This window comes from Mesorhizobium sp. BR1-1-6 (assembly GCF_020165355.1).
GTDB lineage: Bacteria > Pseudomonadota > Alphaproteobacteria > Rhizobiales > Rhizobiaceae > Mesorhizobium.
The window spans coordinates 25,186-43,655 of the sequence record NZ_JAIUHZ010000027.1 but is presented as its reverse complement, the minus strand read 5'-3'; the positions used below and the strand labels follow the sequence as shown (position 1 = coordinate 43,655).

15 protein-coding genes are annotated in these 18,470 nt (G+C 64.2%); 7 read left to right on the top strand and 8 right to left on the bottom strand.

Going from position 1 to position 18,470, the window contains the following annotated elements:
- Positions 1-15: 15 nt before the first annotated feature.
- The 3 genes from LB545_RS29045 to LB545_RS29035 are packed head-to-tail and all read left to right on the top strand — an operon-like array spanning position 16 to position 3,556.
- Positions 16-1,389 carry an aspartate aminotransferase family protein gene (locus tag LB545_RS29045; RefSeq protein WP_140558757.1) on the top strand — a complete coding sequence of 458 codons (1,374 nt, stop codon included), beginning with the start codon at positions 16-18 and terminating at the stop codon, positions 1,387-1,389.
- 47 nt (positions 1,390-1,436) lie between these two features.
- The gene (locus tag LB545_RS29040; protein WP_140558777.1) at positions 1,437-2,822 is read left to right on the top strand and encodes a glutamine synthetase family protein; all 1,386 of its coding nucleotides are present in this window, start codon (positions 1,437-1,439) and stop codon (positions 2,820-2,822) included.
- Positions 2,759-3,556 (top strand): UdgX family uracil-DNA binding protein, encoded by a 798-nt coding sequence (locus LB545_RS29035; protein ID WP_318012575.1) that lies wholly within the window; start codon positions 2,759-2,761, stop codon positions 3,554-3,556. The genes LB545_RS29040 and LB545_RS29035 overlap by 64 nt, the downstream gene beginning before the upstream one ends.
- A gap of 9 nt (positions 3,557-3,565) precedes the next feature.
- Here LB545_RS29035 and LB545_RS29030 read toward each other — a convergent pair whose 3' ends face one another.
- The 4 genes from LB545_RS29030 to LB545_RS29015 form a co-directional block, all read right to left on the bottom strand.
- A complete protein-coding gene (locus LB545_RS29030) occupies positions 3,566-4,831 on the bottom strand; it encodes a glycerate kinase (protein ID WP_140729536.1) in 1,266 nt (421 codons plus the stop codon).
- Positions 4,832-5,015: 184 nt separating this feature from the next.
- Complete coding sequence (locus LB545_RS29025) at positions 5,016-5,522, bottom strand: heme-degrading domain-containing protein (protein ID WP_140580611.1); 507 nt, start codon at positions 5,520-5,522, stop codon at positions 5,016-5,018.
- Between the two features lie 89 nt (positions 5,523-5,611).
- Positions 5,612-6,925, bottom strand: coding sequence for a guanine deaminase (guaD, locus tag LB545_RS29020; protein WP_224706190.1), 1,314 nt, complete (start codon positions 6,923-6,925; stop codon positions 5,612-5,614).
- Positions 6,926-6,927: 2 nt separating this feature from the next.
- Positions 6,928-8,145, bottom strand: a complete 1,218-nt coding sequence (locus LB545_RS29015; protein WP_140501161.1) for a urate hydroxylase PuuD — start codon at positions 8,143-8,145, stop codon at positions 6,928-6,930.
- Positions 8,146-8,283: 138 nt separating this feature from the next.
- Here LB545_RS29015 and LB545_RS29010 point away from each other — a divergent pair, with 138 nt between their 5' ends.
- The 3 genes from LB545_RS29010 to LB545_RS29000 all read left to right on the top strand — a co-directional run bounded on the left by LB545_RS29010 (position 8,284) and on the right by LB545_RS29000 (position 11,549).
- On the top strand, positions 8,284-9,204 hold the full coding sequence (locus LB545_RS29010; protein WP_140501163.1) for a LysR family transcriptional regulator: 921 nt from the start codon (positions 8,284-8,286) through the stop codon (positions 9,202-9,204).
- Between the two features lie 108 nt (positions 9,205-9,312).
- Entirely contained in the window at positions 9,313-10,296 is a 984-nt protein-coding gene (locus LB545_RS29005) for an LLM class flavin-dependent oxidoreductase (RefSeq protein ID WP_140819077.1), read from the top strand.
- Positions 10,293-11,549, top strand: coding sequence for an LLM class flavin-dependent oxidoreductase (locus LB545_RS29000; RefSeq protein ID WP_140819075.1), 1,257 nt, complete (start codon positions 10,293-10,295; stop codon positions 11,547-11,549). Before LB545_RS29005 ends, LB545_RS29000 begins: the two co-directional genes overlap by 4 nt.
- Positions 11,550-11,562: 13 nt before the next feature.
- On the opposite strand, the gene xdhC is transcribed toward LB545_RS29000, so the two are convergent.
- The 4 genes from xdhC to uraH all read right to left on the bottom strand — a co-directional run bounded on the left by xdhC (position 11,563) and on the right by uraH (position 16,837).
- Positions 11,563-12,570 carry a xanthine dehydrogenase accessory protein XdhC gene (gene xdhC, locus LB545_RS28995; RefSeq protein ID WP_140819073.1) on the bottom strand — a complete coding sequence of 336 codons (1,008 nt, stop codon included), beginning with the start codon at positions 12,568-12,570 and terminating at the stop codon, positions 11,563-11,565.
- 62 nt (positions 12,571-12,632) lie between these two features.
- Positions 12,633-14,978, bottom strand: a complete 2,346-nt coding sequence (gene xdhB / locus LB545_RS28990) for a xanthine dehydrogenase molybdopterin binding subunit (protein WP_140580651.1) — start codon at positions 14,976-14,978, stop codon at positions 12,633-12,635.
- Positions 14,978-16,459 carry a xanthine dehydrogenase small subunit gene (gene xdhA / locus LB545_RS28985; RefSeq protein WP_224706189.1) on the bottom strand — a complete coding sequence of 494 codons (1,482 nt, stop codon included), beginning with the start codon at positions 16,457-16,459 and terminating at the stop codon, positions 14,978-14,980. The genes xdhB and xdhA overlap by 1 nt, the downstream gene beginning before the upstream one ends.
- A gap of 3 nt (positions 16,460-16,462) precedes the next feature.
- Positions 16,463-16,837: a hydroxyisourate hydrolase gene (gene uraH, locus LB545_RS28980; protein ID WP_224706188.1), complete on the bottom strand. Its 375-nt coding sequence runs from the start codon at positions 16,835-16,837 to the stop codon at positions 16,463-16,465.
- A gap of 201 nt (positions 16,838-17,038) precedes the next feature.
- Here uraH and puuE point away from each other — a divergent pair, with 201 nt between their 5' ends.
- Positions 17,039-18,463, top strand: a complete 1,425-nt coding sequence (gene puuE / locus LB545_RS28975) for an allantoinase PuuE (RefSeq protein ID WP_140658468.1) — start codon at positions 17,039-17,041, stop codon at positions 18,461-18,463.
- Positions 18,464-18,470: the final 7 nt, after the last annotated feature.

Sequence of the window (18,470 nt, the reverse complement as noted above, 5' to 3'; positions counted from 1 at the left end):
CCAGAGAGGGGTTTCATGCACAGCGCCCACACGTCCATTGGCGGCGTCAGCCGCGACCGCATTGCCGCATTGCGGGATACCGAAGGCGCCAGCTTCCGCAAGGCGCGGCCGAAATCGCAGGCCAAGGCCGGCAACGGCCTGCCCGGCTTCTTCGGTGGCGTGCCGATGCACTGGATGAACGACTGGCCGACGCCGTTTCCGATCCTGGTCGAGAGCGCCAAAGGCGCTACGATCACCGACATCGACGGCAACAGGCTCGACGATTTCTGCCTCGGCGACACCGGATCGATGTTCGGCCATTCGCCGCCGGCGATAGCGCGCGCCATCCGCCGGCAGGCCGGACGCGGCCTGACATACATGCTGCCTTCGGAAGATGCGCTCGCCATTGGACCGCTGCTGCAACAGCGCTTCGGCCTGCCGTTCTGGCAGATCGCCACGACGGCGACCGATGCCAACCGCTTCGCGCTGCGCGTTGCCCGCGCCGTCACCGGGCGAGAAAAGATATTGGTTTTCAACGGCTGTTATCACGGCTCTGTCGACGAGACGATGGTGCGGCTGATCGACGGCAAGCCGGCCAACCGGCCCGGATTGGCCGGAGAATTCCGCGACCTGACCCGCACGGCCAAGGTCATCGAGTTCAACGACGTTGCCGCGCTGGAGGCAGCGCTCAGGGACAAGGATGTCGCCTGCGTCATCGCCGAACCGGTGCTGACCAATTCCTGCATGGTGCTGGCCGATCCCGGTTTCCACGAGGCGCTGCGAAAGCTGACCCGCGCGGCCGGCACGCTGCTTCTGATCGACGAGACACACACGATCTCGACCGGACCGGGCGGCTATTCCGCGAAATACGGGCTGGAGCCGGACCTGTTCGTGCTAGGCAAGCCGATCGCCGGTGGTGTACCGGCAAGCGTATGGGGCATGAGCGAAGAGGTCGCCTCGCGCTACGCCGACTACAACAGGACGAAAGAGCCGGGTTATTCCGGCATGGGCACGACGCTCTCGGCCAATCCTCTGCAATTCGCCGCGATGCGCGCCGCGCTCGAAGAAGTGATGACGGCCGAGAACTACGACCGCATGGATCATCTGGCGCGGCGGCTCGATGCCGGGCTGACCACGGTCATCGACCGCTACCGCCTGCCATGGCATGTCGCCCGCGTCGGCGCCCGCGTCGAATTCATCTGCGCGCCGGGCCCGCTGCGCAATGGGGCGGAGGCGGAGGCCGCGCACGCGCCGGAACTCGAAGCCGCCATCCATGTCGCGCTGGTCAATCGCGGCGTGCTTATCGCGCCCTTCCACAATATGATGCTGATCTCTCCGGCGACCACTGGCGCCCAGGTCAACCGGCTGATCACCGCCTTCGGCGCAGTTGCGGCGGAGCTTGCGGCATGAGACAAGCCACCGAACAGACAGGCGCGCAAGCCAGGCCGGGCTCCATCATGACTTCACCTTCGGGCTCGACGCCCACCGAGGCGCAGGCCTTTCTCGACGCCCATCCTGAGATCGAAGCCTTCGATATCGTGCTGACCGATGCCAACGGCGTCGGCCGTGGCAAGATCGTGCGCCGGCACGAGCTGAAAGCCATCTTCGAAGGCGGCCGGCACATGCCGATCTCGATCCTCGGCCTCGACATCACCGGCGAGGACGTGCACGAGACCGGGCTGATCTGGACCACCGGCGACGGCGATCTGCGCGCCTGGCCGATTCCTGGCACGCTGGTGCCGCTCCACGGGACCAACCCGCCGCGCGGCCAGGTGCTGATGGCGATGTATCATCTCGACGGCGCGCCGATGTCATCGGACCCGCGGCTGGCGCTGGCAAGGCAGGTCGACATATTGGCGTCCAAGGGGCTGTACCCGGCCGGCGCCTTCGAGCTCGAATTTTTTCTCCTCGCCAATGAGCGCGACAGCGACGGCAAGGTGCAGCCGGCGCACGCCGTGCTGGATGGCCGCGTCTCGGGCAAGACCGAGGTCTACTCGGTCGACCATCTGCACGGCATGGAGCCGCTGTTTACCGACATCTATGCCGCGGCCAAGGCACAGGGCATTCCGGCCGAGACCGTGATTTCCGAATATGCGCCCGGCCAGTACGAATTGACGCTGAACTACCGCAAGGATGTGATGCGGGCGGCCGACGACCTCGTCATGCTGAAACGGCTGGTTCGGGCGCAGGCGCGCCGCCATGGCGTCACCGCTTGCTTCATGGCCAAACCGATCGAGAAATATGCCGGCTCCGGCATGCATTTCCACGTCTCGCTGCAGGACAAGGCTAGCCGAAACGTTTTTTCGGAGGCCGGTGGCGAGAGTTGGTCGCTGCCACTGCTGCGCGGGCTGGGCGGCCTGATCCAGACCATGGCGGAATCGATGCTGGTGTTTGCGCCGCACGCCAATTCCTGGCGGCGCTTCGTCTCCCAATCCTATGCACCGGTGGCGCCGACCTGGGGCGTCAACAACCGGTCGGTGGCGCTGCGCGTGCCGGCGGGCGACGCCAGGAACCGGCGCATCGAGCATCGGCCGTCGGGCGTCGACGCCAACCCCTATCTGATCGCGGCAACCGTGCTTGCCGGCATCGTCAAAGGGCTCGACGAAGGCCTCGACCCCGGCCCCGAGACGACCGGAAACGGCTATGAGGCGGCGGTGACGCGCACGACCATGCCGGTCGACTGGCGCGCGGCGATCGAGGCGGCCAGAGCGTCCAGCTTCCTCAAAGGCGCGCTTGGCGAAGACCTGCACCGCACCTTCGTGGCGATCAAGCAGTCCGAATACCTGCGCGTGGCGCGCACGGTCAGCGAGCTGGACTATCACCTCTATCTGCACGAGGTCTGAGCCCTCGGAGGAACCATCGCCCTTCCCGTCCATTTCAGTGTCAGAACCGACAGGACAGGATGATGGCGACCACAGGCCAAACGCATGAAGCGAAGAGGCCGGCCAGGCGCATTTCCGGGCCGTCCGACGAGCCACTGCCAGATGTCACCTCGATCTCGGAGCTGCGTGAGGTAGCGAAGGCTTGCCACCGCTGCCCGCTGTGGCGCGATGCGACGCAGACCGTGTTCGGCGAAGGGCCTGACGGCGCCAAGGTGATTTTCGTCGGCGAGCAGCCCGGCGATCAGGAAGATCTCGCCGGCGCTCCCTTCGTCGGCCCGGCCGGCAGGGTGTTCGACGCCATACTGGACGACGCCGGGGTCGACCGCCAGAAAGTCTACGTCACCAATGCGGTCAAGCACTTCAAGTTCGAGCCGCGCGGCAAGCGTCGCATTCATTCCAAGCCGAACGCCGGCGAGATTCAGGCGTGCCGCTGGTGGCTCGACCAGGAATTCGGACTGATCAAACCGAACCTTGCCGTGGCGCTTGGCGCAACGGCGGCATTGTCGCTGCTCGGCAAGGCGGTTCCGGTGACGAAGATGCGCGGCCAGGCGATCGAGCGGGAAGATGGCATGCGTGTGTTCATCACCATCCATCCATCCTTCATCCTGCGCATCCGTGACCGTGCGGACAAGGAGGCCGAGCGAGAACGGTTCCTTGACGACATGAAGCAGGTGAAGCGGCTGATGGCTGCCTGATCCAAACGATTAGCGAATCAGGATGGCCCTGAGATCGTTGACATTGGTGCCGGTCGGACCGGGCACGAACAGATCGCCGACCGCGTTGAAAGCCGTCCAGGCATTGTTGCCTGCCAGCATCGCCTTGGCGTCGATGCCGGCCGCGCGTATGCGCGCGACCGTGGAACCATCGGCGAAGGCGCCGGCATTGTCCTCCGAGCCGTCGATGCCGTCGGTGTCGGCGGCCAGGGCGTGAATGCCCTTCACATCATTGATGCCGATGGCGAAGGCGAGCAGGAATTCGGAGTTGCGGCCGCCTTTCCCCTTGGCACGCAGCGTCACCGTGGTCTCGCCGCCGGACAGGATCAGCACCGGCTTTGAGAAAGGCCGATTGCGTGTCGCTACTTCGCGCGCGATGGCCGCGTGAACCCCGCCCACCTCGCGGGCTTCGCCTTCGATGGCATCCGAGAGAATGACAGCTTCCATGCCCTGTCGGCTCGCTTCCGCTGCGGCTGCTTCGAGCGACACGCCGGCGGAGGCGATCAGATGCACCTCGTTGCGCGAAAAGCGCTCATCCCCGGGAATTGGTGCATCGGCGGCCGGTGAATTGATATGCGCCATGACCGAGGCCGGCAGGTTCATGCCGTAGGCTGATATCGACGCCAGCGCATCCGCCCGGCTGCCGGTGTCGGGAACGGTCGGGCCGGATGCGACCAGCGCCGGATTGTCACCGGGAATATCGGAGACAACCAGCGACACCATTTTGGCCGGCCAGGCGGCGGCGGCCAGCCGGCCTCCCTTGATGGTGGAAAGATGCTTGCGGATGGTGTTCATCGCCGCGATCGGCGCGCCCGACGCCAGCAGCGCCTCGTTGACGGCGATCTCGTCGGCCAATGTCAGGCCGGTTGCCGGTGACGGCAGCAGCGCCGAACCGCCGCCGGAAATCAGCGCCACCACCAGATCGTCGGCGGTCAGCCCTTGCACCTTCCCGAGCAGCCGCCGCGAAGCCTCGAGCCCGGCGGCGTCCGGCACCGGATGCGCCGCCTCGATGATCTCAATGCGCTCACATTTCGCGTCATAGCCGTAGCGGGTGACGACCAGTCCTTCGAGCGGGCCGTCCCATGCTTTCTCGAAGGCCGCCGCCATCTGCGCCGAGCCTTTGCCGGCGCCGATCACGATGGTGCGGCCCTTGGGCCTGACCGGCAAATGATAGCGGATGGTCTTTTCCGGATCGGCGGCGGCGACGGCGGCGTTGAAGATGGAGGTGAGGAAGGATTTGGGATCGAGAATGGTCATATCCGGCAGCCAGCAGCGTTTCGCGCATTCTTGCAGAGCTGACGTTGCGCCTCACCCCGACCCTCTCCCCGTGAAGAACGGGCATAGGGGGATAGCCAGCGGTGGAGCGTTTCACTTCCACCCGCAGCAGCTACAGCGCAGCTGCTGCGAAGGACGGGCAGGCGGATGAGGGGCGGCGCCGATGTCACGATTTTTCTTCCGGCGGCAATACCAGTTCGCGCTTGTCGAGGCCCAAATGATTACACAGCGCATCGACCACCACGCCGTGATCCTCGCGCTCCGGCAACCCGGAGACGGCGATGACGCCGATGACCCCGACACCCTTGACCGTGACGGGAAAGCCGCCGCCGGCCAGCACGTAGTCAGCAATATCCAGGCCCTCGCCGATCTTGAAAGTGCGGTCGGGGCGCTGCTGTTCCAGCACCATGCGGTAAGTGCTTTTCAGGAACCGCTTGACGACGTTGATCTTGCGCCGCGCCCAGTCGGGATTGGAAGCGTTCGAGCCCGGCATGGCGGCGTAGAACAGCGGCCGGTCGAACGTCCTGATGTCGACTATGACCGGGAGATTCTCGGTGAGCGCCCTGTCGCGGATCGCGGACCCGACACTGAACGCGACTGCCTCGTCGAAGGCGGGAAAGACAAGGACTTCCTCCTGTCTCTTGATCAGAGCGATGTCTTCGGCAACGGCCATGTCGTTCCCCTTTCAACGTCGCCGCACGCTTTGACGGATGGTTGCCGCTGGGTCAAGCCCGGGTCAAGCAAGGAACGCGCCGTCACGTTCTAAATTGCCAAATCGGTTTTTGGCGGCCGACCCGCCACATAGACCTCGCGCACGGCGCGATCATCGCCCAGCGTCTGCAAGAGAAAGAGTTCCTGCGCCAGCGTCTCGACGGTCTCCATCCTGAGCCGCATCGACGACGTCGCCCTGGCGTCCAGCACGACGATATCGGCATCGGTGCCTTCCTCCAGCGTGCCGATCCTTTGCGCCACCGACAGCGCCTCGGCGTTGCCGCGCGTGACCTGCCAGAAGGACTGGAACGGGTTCAGCTTCTCGCCGTTCAGCGCGATCACCTTGTAGCCCTCGTCCATGGTGCGCAGCATGGAATAGTTGGTGCCGCCACCGACATCGGTGGCGGCGGCGATGCGGAGGGCTTTATCGCGGGTGCGGTAGCGCTGATAATCGAACAGGCCGGAGCCGAGGAAAAGGTTCGAGGTCGGGCAGAACACGGCTACGGAGCCGCTGTCCGAAAGCGCGTCCGCTTCCCGCTCCGACAGATGGATGCAATGGCCGAGCAGGCTCTTTCTACCCAACAGCCCGTAATGCTCATAGACGTCGGTGTAATCGCGCGACCACGGATAAAGCTCCTGCGTGAAGGCGATCTCGGCATGGTTTTCCGACAGATGCGTCTGGATGTGCAGGTCGGGGTATTCGCGGCATAGCGCGCCGGCCATCTCCATCTGCTCCGGCGACGAGGTGATCGCGAAGCGAGGGGTGATGGCATAAAGCTGCCGGCCCTTGCCGTGCCACTCCTTGATCAGCGCCTTGCTGTCGTCATAGCCCGATTGCGGCGTGTCGAGCACGCCATCGGGCGCGTTGCGGTCCATCATCACCTTGCCGGCGATGTTGAGCATGTTGCGGTCATGCGACTCGGCGAAGAAAGCTTCTGCGGAGGCCTTGTGCACGGAACAGTAGGCGGCAACCGTCGTGGTGCCGTGGCGCACCATCTCGTCGAGGAATAGCCGCGCGACGCGCCGGCCATGCTGCGCATTGGCGAACTTCGTCTCCTCCGGGAAAGTGTAGGCGTTCAGCCAATCGAGCAGTTCCGCGCCGTAGGAGGCGATGATCTGCATCTGCGGGAAATGCACATGGGCATCGATGAAGCCCGGAAGCAGCAGATGCGGCCGGTGATCAATCCTTCTCGCTGTCTCGCCTGCCTTCCTTTCAACATCGACGTAAGCGCCCGCAGCGACGATCCTGCCGTCGTGGATCAGCAGGCCGCCATCCTCCTCGTAGCGCCAGGCGGAATGATCATCGATGCTTTCAGGCCAGCGCACGAAGGACAGCGTGCGGCCACGCAGAAGTGTCGATGTCATGCTTATTTCCCCGCGCCTTCGAACCAGGCCACCAGCAGCGCCCGCTCCTTGTCGGTGATCTGGCTGACATTGGCGGGCGGCATGGCATGGCTGCGGCCGGCCTGCAGATAGATCTCGCGGGCATGCTCGGCGATGCCGGCGTCGGTATCCAGCATCACGCCCTTGGGCGCATGGTAGATGCCCTCGTAGACCGGCTCCTGTGAATGGCACATCGAGCAGCGGCCGAGCACGGTGTCGCGCACGGCCGGGAAATGGGCCGAGGCGATATAGACTTGCGCCGAGGCGGACGCCTTTGGTTCGCCGGTCAACACCTTCGGCACGGTGGACAACCAGACGATGATGAGGAACAGGACAAGGGCGCCCAGCCAGGTCCAGTGCGGGTTGCCGGCGCGCTTGTGCACGGTGTTGAAGTAGTGGCGGATCAACACGCCGATGATGAACACCAGGGAGGCGATGATCCAGTTGAACTCAGTGCCGAACGCCAGCGGGTAATGGTTCGACAGCATCAGAAACAGCACCGGCAGCGTCAGGTAATTGTTGTGGAGCGAGCGCTGCTTGGCGATCTTGCCGTATTTCGGATCCGGCTTGCGGCCGGCGATGAGGTCGGCAACGACAATCTTCTGGTTGGGGATGATGACCATGAAGACATTGGCCGACATGATCGTGGCGGTGATGGCGCCCAGATGCAGGAAAGCGGCGCGGCCGGTGAACAGATGGGTCAGTCCCCAGGCGATGAACACCAGCACGCAGTAGAGCACCAGCATCAGGCCTGTATCGCTTTTGCCCAGCGGCGAACGGCAGAGCAGGTCATAAACCACCCAGCCGACGCCGATCGTCGCCATCGACAGGACGATCCCGACCGGCACAGACATCGGCAGCACGTTGGGATCGATCAGGAACAGGTCGGCCCCGGCATAGTAGACCACGCACAGCATGGCGAAGCCGGACAGCCAGGTGGCGTAGGATTCCCATTTGAACCAGGTGAGGTGTTCCGGCATCTCGGCCGGCGCGACCAGGTATTTCTGGATGTGATAGAAGCCGCCGCCATGCACCTGCCACTCCTCGCCGAAGGCGCCGACAGGCATGCCCGGTCGCTGGCGCAAACCGAGATCAAGCGCGACGAAATAGAAGGACGAGCCGATCCAGGCGATGCCGGTGATGACGTGCAGCCAGCGCACGGCAAAGCTCAGCCAGTCCCAGAAAATAGCGAAATCCATCATTGAAGTCGTCCCTGCCGATGAAGCGACTTTACGGTGTGGCGCGCAAACGGAAAGAGGCGAGGTGTGCGATGACTTTCAAAAAAAATTGGAAAATACTAGGTTGCTCGCACACAGCTTGATTGAAAGCCCCTGAACCGCATGGCCTATCTCGACAACATCGCTGTCTTCGTCCGCGTGGTCGAGCTCGGCAATCTGTCGGCGGCCGGGCGCGACATGCGCATTTCGCCGGCGGTTGCTTCCAACCGCATCAAGGAGCTGGAGAAGCACCTTGGTGTGCGGCTGTTCAACCGCACGACACGACAATTGATGCCGACCGAGCATGGCACGGTGTTCTACACCGGCGCCAAGCAAGTGCTGGAAGCGATCACCGAGGCGGAGGCCGCGGTTTCGGCCCTTTCCGGTCAGCCGCGCGGCACCATCCGCGTGACCGCGCCGCTCGGCCTCGGCCGCCGCCTGGTCGCCTCGGGTATTCCCGATTTCCACGACAAATATCCTGATATCGAAGTGCGGCTGAGGCTCTCGGATCACAATGTCGATATCATGAAAGAGGGCATCGACGTCGCCTTCCGACTCGGTATCATCGAAGATTCCAGCCTCAGGATGCGCGGCATCATGGAATGCGAGCGGGTGCTGGTCGCGGCACCCAAATATCTGGAGGCGCGCGGAGAGCCGGCCGAGCCGCAGGAACTGATCAGCAGGAAGCACGATTGCCTGATGCTGCGCTATTCCGGCGCGCGCGAATATGTCTGGACCCTGCAGACGCCGAACGGGCCGCAGAAATTCGAGGTGCACGGGCCCTATGATACGGACGATGGCGACGTGCTGACCGGCTGGGCGCTGTCGGGGCGCGGCATCATCAACAAGCCGCGCTTCGAGGTCGAGCCGTTCATCCGCGACCGGCGGCTGAAGATCATCCTGGCCGGCACGCCGCCGACGCCGGTGCAGTTCGCCGCCGTCTATCCGCACAAGAAGCTGCAGGACCCGAAAGTGCGCCTGCTGCTGGATTTCATGGCCGAGCGCTGCCAGCGGCTGATCAAGGACATACTGGTCGGCAAGTGAGCGGCTCCTGGCCCAGTCGCAAGGGTTGCCTTGCGCGAAGGCGAACTTAGGTTCGCGGATGCCGCCTCATGGCCGATGGGCTTTGCGCCGACTGACGAGCTAGCCACAATGCATCTCACCGTTTCGCTCAACATTGCCTCCACGACCGGGCAGGCCGGCGCGCTCACCTTCAGCGACTTGGCCGGCTTCGCGCAGCGGGCGGAAGCGGCCGGGCTGGACATGATTGTTCTCGACGATGCGCCGCCGGGCAGGGCCGGGTCGGGCAACTCGTTCGAAGCGACGACCCTGCTTGCCGCACTGGCGACCGTGACGAGCAGGATCGGGCTGGTCGCCACCGCGTCGATGGTTGCCCACCAGCCCTACAATCTGGCGCGCCGGTTCGCCTCGCTCGATATCATCAGCCACGGTCGCGCCGGATGGAACGCAACGATGGCGCAGGCGCCGAGCGAGGCGGCCAATTTCAGCCGGCCGGATGGATTTTCCAGCGACGAGTTTCGCCGCCGCTCCGAGGAATATATCGGCATCGTCCAGGGCTTGTGGAATGGCTGGGGGGCGGACGCGCTGTTGTTCGACAAAGACAGCGGCCGCTTTCACGATCCCGGAAAAATGCACCAGCTCGACCACAAGGGCGAATTCTTCGCCGTGCGCGGACCGCTGAACGTGGCGCGTTCGCCGCAGGATACGCCGGTTCTGGTCCTGTCCGGCCTGGCGGCAGGCGACCTCGACATTGCCGCGCGCACAGCCGATGTCATCCTGCTGGACGAAAGGCAGGCAGCGCGGCGCAAGGCACGCCATGACGAATTCAGGCGCCGCGTTTCCGCGTCCGGGCGCGAACCGGATGCCGTGAGAATATTGGCTGACATATCCCTCGCCGCCAACGGCGTCGCCGGGCTGGCCGACAGGATGGAGGAAGAATTCCGGGCGAACAATTGCGACGGATTCAACATCCGGCTGTCCGCGCACATTTCAGCGCTCGACGATTTCACCAATCGCGTTCTGCCGGAGCTGCGGCGGCGCGGCGTGATTCGACAGAGCCATGGGGGCACAACGCTGCGCTCGCATCTGGGACTCAGCGGCGGAGGCGACCGATGACCGCGCGCCAGATGAAGCTCGGCGTCTTTCTGTGGGCGACGGGCCACCATATCGCCGCCTGGCGGCATCCCCAGGCCCATGTGAAGGCCGGGATCGACATCGATCATTACGTCGCGCTGGCGCGCACGGCGGAAGCGGCGAAATTCGACCTGTTGTTCTGCGAGGATGCGGCCGGCCTGCGCGAAGCCGATGTCAGCATCGCCAGCCAGACCTCGCGTTCGATCGGCTTCGAGCCGATCAGCCTGCTTTCCGCACTCGCTGTCCAGACCAGCCGCATCGGCCTCGTCTCCACGGCTTCGACCAGCTACAACGAGCCTTACGGGCTGGCACGAACCTTCCTTTCGCTCGACCAGCTGAGCGGCGGGCGCGCCGGCTGGAACCTGGTCACGTCGGCCAGCCCGATCGAGGCCGCCAACTTCGGCGCAACGGGTCTCAGACCCCACGCCGATCGTTATGAACGGGCACGAGAATTCGCCGAAGTCGTCACCAGGCTTTGGCACGGCAAGCTCGGCGCCTCCGGCCATGACGGCCAGAGCTTTTCGGTGTGCGATCCACTCGATTTGCCGCGTTCGCCGCAGGGCGCCCCGGTCATGGTTCAGGCCGGCGCCTCGGATGTCGGCCGCGATCTCGCCGCTCGCACCGCCGATGTGGTGTTCACCGCCGCGCAGACTTTCGCGGAAGCGAAGGCTTTCTACGACGATCTCAAGGGCCGTCTGGCGGCCTATGGACGCCAACCGGACGACATCAAGATCATGCCCGGCGTCGCCCCGGTGGTGGCGGAAACCGAAGCGGAAGCGCGGGCGAAATACGAGGAGCTGCAGGAGCTGATCCCCGATGACGTCGGCGTAGCGCTGCTGTCCAGCTATCTCAGCATCTCCGATCTTCGGCGCTATCCGCTCGACGGGCCGCTGCCCGAATTGCCGGAGAGCGAAGGCATGAAAAGCCGGCAGGCCCTGGTCATCGAGCAATCGCGCCGCGACGGCCTTTCCATCCGCCAGCTTGCCCGCCATTTCGCCGGCGCACGCGGCCATTGGCGCATCGTCGGGACCGCGGTGCAGATCGCAGACGAACTCCAGGCCCGGTTCGAGGGCGGTGCGGCGGACGGCTTCAACGTCATGCCGTCATATTTCCCCGGCGAACTCGATGCCTTCGCCACCCTAGTTGTGCCGGAGCTGCAGCGGCGCGGCCTGTTTCGCAGGGAGTATGAGGGCCGCACACTGCGCGATCATCTGGGCTTGAAGCAACCGGTATAGCCGCGACGTGACCTTACCCGGCCAACGTCCTATCATGCGGCATCTGACGTCCGGCATTTGACGCGGCGCCGTGATTGACCAGCGCCGTCATGATCTCGGCGGCCGCTAGCGCGGCAATGACGGATGGGCGCTTGTCTTTCACGGCGTCACCGCCAATTGGGGAAACGAGGCGGGCAAACTGCGCTTCCGTACCCTCCGCCGATTTCAGCAACCAGTTCCTGAACGTCGCTTTCTTGGTCTTCGAGCCGATCATGCCGACATAGGCGGTGTCGCCACGCTTCAGGGCTTCGGCGACAATCAGGAAGTCCAGCGCATGATCATGGGTGAGGATGGCGAAGGCGCTGCCTGCAGGCGCGTTGCGCACCTCGGCTTCAGGCATCGGGGTCAGCCGCGTCTCGACGGCTTCCGGCATTCCGTCTAGCGCGTCGGCCCGTGTTTCGATGACAACGGCACGCACAGGGAGAAGCGCTACCGCGGAGGCCAGCGCCTGCCCGACGTGGCCGCCGCCGAAGATGTAGACATAAGGCAGTTCAGCCTGCTCGATTTCCGCGGCCGAAATCAGCTCCTGCGCCAACGTCGCATCGACGAGGCGGATCGACACCTCGACGCGCCCGCCGCAGCATTGGCCGATCTCCGGACCGAGCGCCACGTCGAGGATCACGCGGGCGTCGGGGAGGGTCTCTTCACCCTCCCCCTTGTGGATAGGGTTGGACGACGTCGTCGTCGAGGGATCTGTGAACGCCGCTCCCCCGCCCCGTTTCGCTGACGCCGCTTCGCGGCGTCCGCTCGCCGACCCTCCCCGCAAGGAGGAGGGTAAAGAGCCCAGCATCTGCCGTGCCTTGTCGATGGCCATATATTCCAGTTGGCCGCCGCCGATCGTGCCCGATGTCGCTGCTTGCGAGACGAGCATGAAGGCGCCCTTCTCGCGCGGCGTCGAGCCCTTCGTCGCCGCGACCTCGACGAGCGCGACCCGGCCGGTTTGGCCAAGAAAGGCTTTCAGGCTTTGCACAGTCGTGTTCATTTTTTACATTCCCTGTCGGGAAATATAGGCCTTTTCGGCCTGTTTTGCACGTTTTGCCGGAGTCAGGTCTTCGCCTCTTTCTTCAGCCGCTCGATCGCCATCAGCACGCGTTCCGGTGTCGCAGGCGCATCGAGACGTGGACAGATCCTGTGGTCGGCGACGCTTGCCACCGCGTCGGACAGGGCATGCAGCACCGACATGCCGAGCGGGAAGGGCGGCTCGCCGACCGCCTTGGAGCGATGGATCGTCGGCTCACCGGCCTCCGGCCAATCGGCCAGTGTCACGTTGAAGATCTTAGGCCGGTCCGACGCCAGCGGGATCTTATAGGTCGAGGGCGCATGCGTGCGCAGCCGGCCCTTGTCATCCCACCACAGTTCCTCGGTCGTCAGCCAGCCCATGCCCTGGATAAAGCCGCCCTCGACCTGGCCGAGGTCGATGGCGCGGTTCAGCGAGCGGCCCGTCTCGTGCAGGATGTCGGTGCGTTCGACCATGTATTCGCCGGTCAGCGTGTCGACCGAGACTTCCGAGCAGGAGGCGCCATAGGCGAAATAATAGAAAGGACGGCCCTCGCCCTTGTCGCGGTCCCAGTGGATCTTCGGCGTCTTGTAAAAGCCGGCCGCCGAAAGCTGGATGCGGGCCATATAGGCCTGCTTGACGAGGTCGGCGAAAGGTATCTCCTGGTTGCCGATTCGCACCCTGTTGGGCAGGAACAGCACCTGGTCGCGTGGCACCTGGTATTTCTCGGCGGCGAAATCGGTCAGCCGGTCCTTGATCTGGCGGGCGCCATTCTGCGCCGCCATTCCATTGAGGTCGGTGCCGGACGACGCGGCGGTGGCCGAGGTGTTCGGCACCTTGCCGGTGGTCGTCGCGGTGATCTTCACCTGGTCGAGATCGATCTGGAACTCTTGCGCCACCACTTGCGCCACCTTGACGTTGAGGCCCTGCCCCATCTCGGTGCCGCCATGGTTCAGATGCACCGAACCGTCGGTGTAGACATGCACCAGCGCGCCGGCCTGGTTGTAATGCGTGGCGGTAAACGAGATGCCGAATTTGACCGGCGTCAGTGCGAGGCCTCGCTTGATGAAGCGGCTGTTGTTGTTGAAGGCCGAGATTTCGCGCCGGCGCCTTGCATAGCTGGCGCTTTCTTCCAGTTCCGCGACGATGCGGTGGATGATGTTGTCCTCGACCGCCTGGTGGTAGGGCGTGACGTTGCGGTCGGCGGTTCCATAGAAATTCCGCTTGCGGATCTCAAGCGGGTCCTTGCCGACGGCAAACGCCACCTCGTCGATGATACGCTCGGCGCCGACCATGCCTTGAGGGCCGCCGAAGCCGCGAAAGGCGGTGTTCGAGACCGTGTTGGTGTAGAGCGGCGCCGACTGTGCATGCACAGCCGGCCAGAAATAGGTATTGTCGCAGTGGAACAGCGCGCGGTCGGTGACCGGCCCGGAAAGGTCCGCAGAAAAGCCGCAGCGCGCCGCGAACATGAAGTTGACGCCGAGAATATTGCCCTCATCGTCGAAGCCGGCCTCGTAGTCGATGAGGAAATCGTGCCGCTTGCCGGTGGCGATCATGTCGTCATCGCGATCGGGCCGGATTTTCACTGCCCGATGATGCTTCTTGGCGGCGATCGCGGCCAGCGCTGCAAACTGGTTGCCCTGCGTTTCCTTGCCGCCGAAGCCGCCCCCCATGCGACGCATTTCCACGGTAATGGCGTTGCTCGGCACGCCGAGTGCATGACCAACCATGTGCTGGACTTCGCTCGGATGCTGCGTCGAGGAATAGATGGTGACGTCCTGATCCTCGCCGGGAACCGCCATCGCGATATGCCCTTCGAGGTAGAAATGCTCCTGGCCGCCGACGCGCATTTTTCCTTTCAGCCGGCGGGGGGCCTGACGGATCGCAGCAGCCGCGTCGCCGCGTTTCAGCGTCAGAGGCGGCGTGACGAGTTTGTCCCTGGTCGGATCGAGCGCGCCGATGTCGGTGACGAAAGGCAATTCCTCGTATTCGACCCTTGCCAGCCTGGTGGCGCGCCGCGCCTGCTCGCGCGTCTCGGCAATCACGCAAAAGATCGGCTGGCCGAAAAACTGTACCTCGCCGTCGGCGAGTACCGGCTCGTCATGGCGCCCGGTCGGCGAAATGTCGTTCTCGCCCGGCACATCCTTTGCCGTGAGCACGTCGATCACGCCGGGGGCGGCGCGCGCCGCCGACAGGTCCATTTTGGCGATGGTGGCATGCGTGGCCGTGGCCAAACCGAGGCAGCCATGCAGCGTGCCCGCCGGTTCGGGCATATCATCGATGTAAACGGCGCTGCCGCTGACATGCTTGTGCGCGGAATCATGGCGCTGGTCTGTGGCGACGCCGCCGACGATCTTTTCGGCCTTTAAATTGGCGCTGGCGTGCTTGTTCATCATGCCGCCTCGTTGCGCGACACCTGGAACGGTGCCCTGGTGCCGGTGGTTTCGACAAAGAAACGCAGCAACAAGTTTTTCGCCGCCAAAGCCCGATATTCAGCGCTTGCCCGCATGTCGGTGAGCGGCGTGAAATCCGTTGGGTATTCGGTCATCGCCGCCTCGACTGTTTCTTCGGTCCAGGGTTTGCCGAGCAGAGCTTTCTCGACCGCCGCAGCCCGCTTCGGCGTCGCCGCCATGCCGCCATAGGCGATGCGGATATCGGCCACGGTGCCGTCCCTGGCCAAGGTCAGAAAAAACGCGCCGAGGGCGGCGGTGATATCCTCGTCGCGGCGCTTGGTGATCTTGTAGACGCCGAACTTCGTTTCGTTTGCCGGAACCGGCACATGCACGGCCTCGACGAACTCGCCGGCCTGCCGGTCCTGCTTGCCATAGGCGATGAAGAAATCCTCGAGCGGGATCGTGCGCCGCTTGCTTCCACGGCGCAGCGTCAGCCGCGCGCCGAGCGCGATGAATGGCGGCGGTGTGTCGCCGATCGGCGAGCCATTGGCGATGTTGCCGCCGATCGTGCCCATGTTGCGCACCTGTTCGCCGCCGATGCGATCGAACAATGGCCCGAGCGCCGGGATGCGTTTCGACAGCATCGCGAAGGCATCGGAATAGGTGACGCCGGCGCCGATCGAGATCACGTCCTTGTCCTCGGCAATGGCGCACAGCCCGTCGAGATTGCCGATGAAGATGACAGGCGAAATATCGCGCATGTGCTTGGTCACCCAGAGACCGACATCGGTCGAGCCGGCGACGATGGTGGCGCCCGGTTCCTTGTCGAGCACGGCGGCGAAATCGTCAACGTCAGCCGGCACGACGAGCCGCGCCTTGCCGGCGCCGATCTCGATCCGTGCGCCGTCGCCCATCGCCTCGAGTCTGGCCATGATCGACTGACGCTCCAGCGCCAGCGGATCCTTCTGTGCTTTGCCGTAGCTGGAGATGGCGCGAGCCGCGCGCATGATCGCCTCATAGCCGGTGCAGCGGCAGAGATTGCCCTGCAAGGTCTTTTCGATGGCCGCGTCCGACGGCTCCGGTGATTTCATCCACAAGCCGTAAAGCGACATGACGAAGCCTGGCGTGCAGAAGCCGCATTGCGAGCCGTGGAAATCCACCATCGCCTGCTGCACCGGGTGCAACTGGCCCGGCGTTCCACGGAGATGCTCGACCGTCACGACATGGGTGCCGTCCAACGAACCCAGGAAGCGGATGCAGGCGTTGACACTTTCATAGACCAGTTCGCCGGCGGAAAGCCTGCCGACCAGTACGGTACAGGCGCCGCAATCGCCTTCTGCGCAGCCTTCCTTGGTGCCGCGCAGCGATCGGTCGAGCCGCAGCCAGTCAAGCAAGGTCGCGTCAGGCGCCACGGATGACAGCACGACATCCCTGCCGTTGAGGATAAAGCGGATGTCGTTGCGGATCTTGACCTCGGCCACGTCTCAGCTCCCCCTGTAAGTCGAATAGCCATAGGGCGAGACGAGCAGCGGCACATGATAGTGCACGGCATCCGCCATGCCAAAGCGGATCGGCACGGTGTCGAGGAAGGCCGGCTCGGGCAGTTCCGTTCCCTGGCGCCGCAGATAGTCACCAGCGGCGAAAACCAGCTCGTATTCGCCGGTCTGGAAATCCGCGTCGGCCAAAAGCGGTGCGTCGCAACGGCCGTCGGCGTTGGTGGCGACCGTCTTCAGATGCGTCCTGGCCGAGCCATCGATCCGGTAGAGCGCGATCGACAATCCCGCCGCGGGCTTGCCGGTAGCCGTATCCAGCACGTGGGTCGTCAGACGTCCGCCATCGACTTTCGACGTTTCTGCCATTGTCCGCCTCCCATTCCAATACGAACAAACCGGCCGGTACAGCCAAACATTGCTGATGAATTGTGCGCCAATTAAAGGCGATGCATAAGTCCCGGTCGAGCGGAGTGCGACAAAAACACTTTCAAAAATTTTCGGGGGAATGCGAGAAGCACCCTTTCGATATCCTGATCATACTTCGGGCGATGCCCCGTGGGAGGGACGATGCGTTACACCAGAGACATGCGCGGCTACGGAGCCAATCCGCCGGATCCCAAATGGCCCGGTGGCGCGCATGTGGCCGTGCAATTCGTCGTCAATTACGAAGAAGGCGGCGAGAACTGCGTCCTGCATGGCGACAAGGCTTCGGAAGCCTTCCTGTCGGAAATCGTCGGCGCGGCTCCCTGGGCGGGCCAACGCCATTGGAACATGGAATCGATCTACGAATATGGGGCGCGGGCAGGCTTCTGGCGGCTGCTTCGCCTGTTCACCGAGGCCGAGGTGCCAGTGACCTGTTACGGCGTCGCCACGGCACTCGCCCGCTCGCCCGATCAGGTGACGGCGATGCAGGATGCCGGCTGGGAGATCGCCTCGCACGGGCTGAAATGGATCGACTACCGCGACCACAGCGCCGAGGACGAGCGCCGCGACCTCAAGGAGGCGATCCGGCTGCACTACGAAGTGACAGGCACGCGCCCGACGGGCTGGTACACCGGCCGGACGTCGGTCAACACTGTTCGGCTGGTGGCGGAGGAAGGCGGCTTCGACTACGTCTCCGACACTTATGACGACGAGCTGCCCTACTGGTTCGCGGATGACGGGACCGACAGGCCACAGCTCATCATCCCCTACACGCTCGATGCCAACGACATGCGCTTCGCCACGCCGCAGGGCTTCAACTCGGGCGACCAGTTCTTCGCCTATCTGAAGGACAGTTTCGACACGCTCTATGCCGAAGGCAAGGCTGGGCGGCCGCGCATGATGAATATCGGCCTGCACTGTCGCCTCGTCGGGCGGCCGGGGCGGGTGGCGGCGCTGAAGCGCTTCGTCGACTATGTGAAGTCGCACGACAAGGTCTGGCTGGCGCGGCGTATCGACATCGCCAGGCATTGGCGCGAGACCCATCCATACAAGCAGCCGGTGCTGCGCCCTTCGAGGATGGAATTCGAGGCCTTCGTGCATGCTTTCGGCGGCGTTTTCGAACATTCGCCGTGGATAGCCGAGCGCGCCTACGAGCTGGAACTTGGCCCGGCGCACGACAGCGCCGGCGGCCTGCACAATGCGCTCTGCCGCGTTTTCCGCGCCGCAAGCGAAACGGAGCGGCTGGGCGTGCTCAACGCCCATCCAGACCTTGCCGGCAAGCTGGCAAGGGCCAGGCGGCTGACGGCGGAATCAGCCAGGGAACAGGCTTCGGCCGGCCTCGATGCGCTGACCGACAAGGAGCGCGAGCTGTTTTCCAAGCTTAACGCCGCCTACGTCACCACCTTCGGTTTCCCGTTCATCGTCGCGGTGAAGGGCAAGACCAGGCAAGAAATCCTGGCGGAGTTCGAAAGGCGCATCGGCAACAGCCGCGGCGTCGAATTCGAGACCGCCTGCAAACAGGTCGAGCGCATCGCGCTCTTCCGCCTCAAGGACATGCTTCCGCAATAGGTTTGAA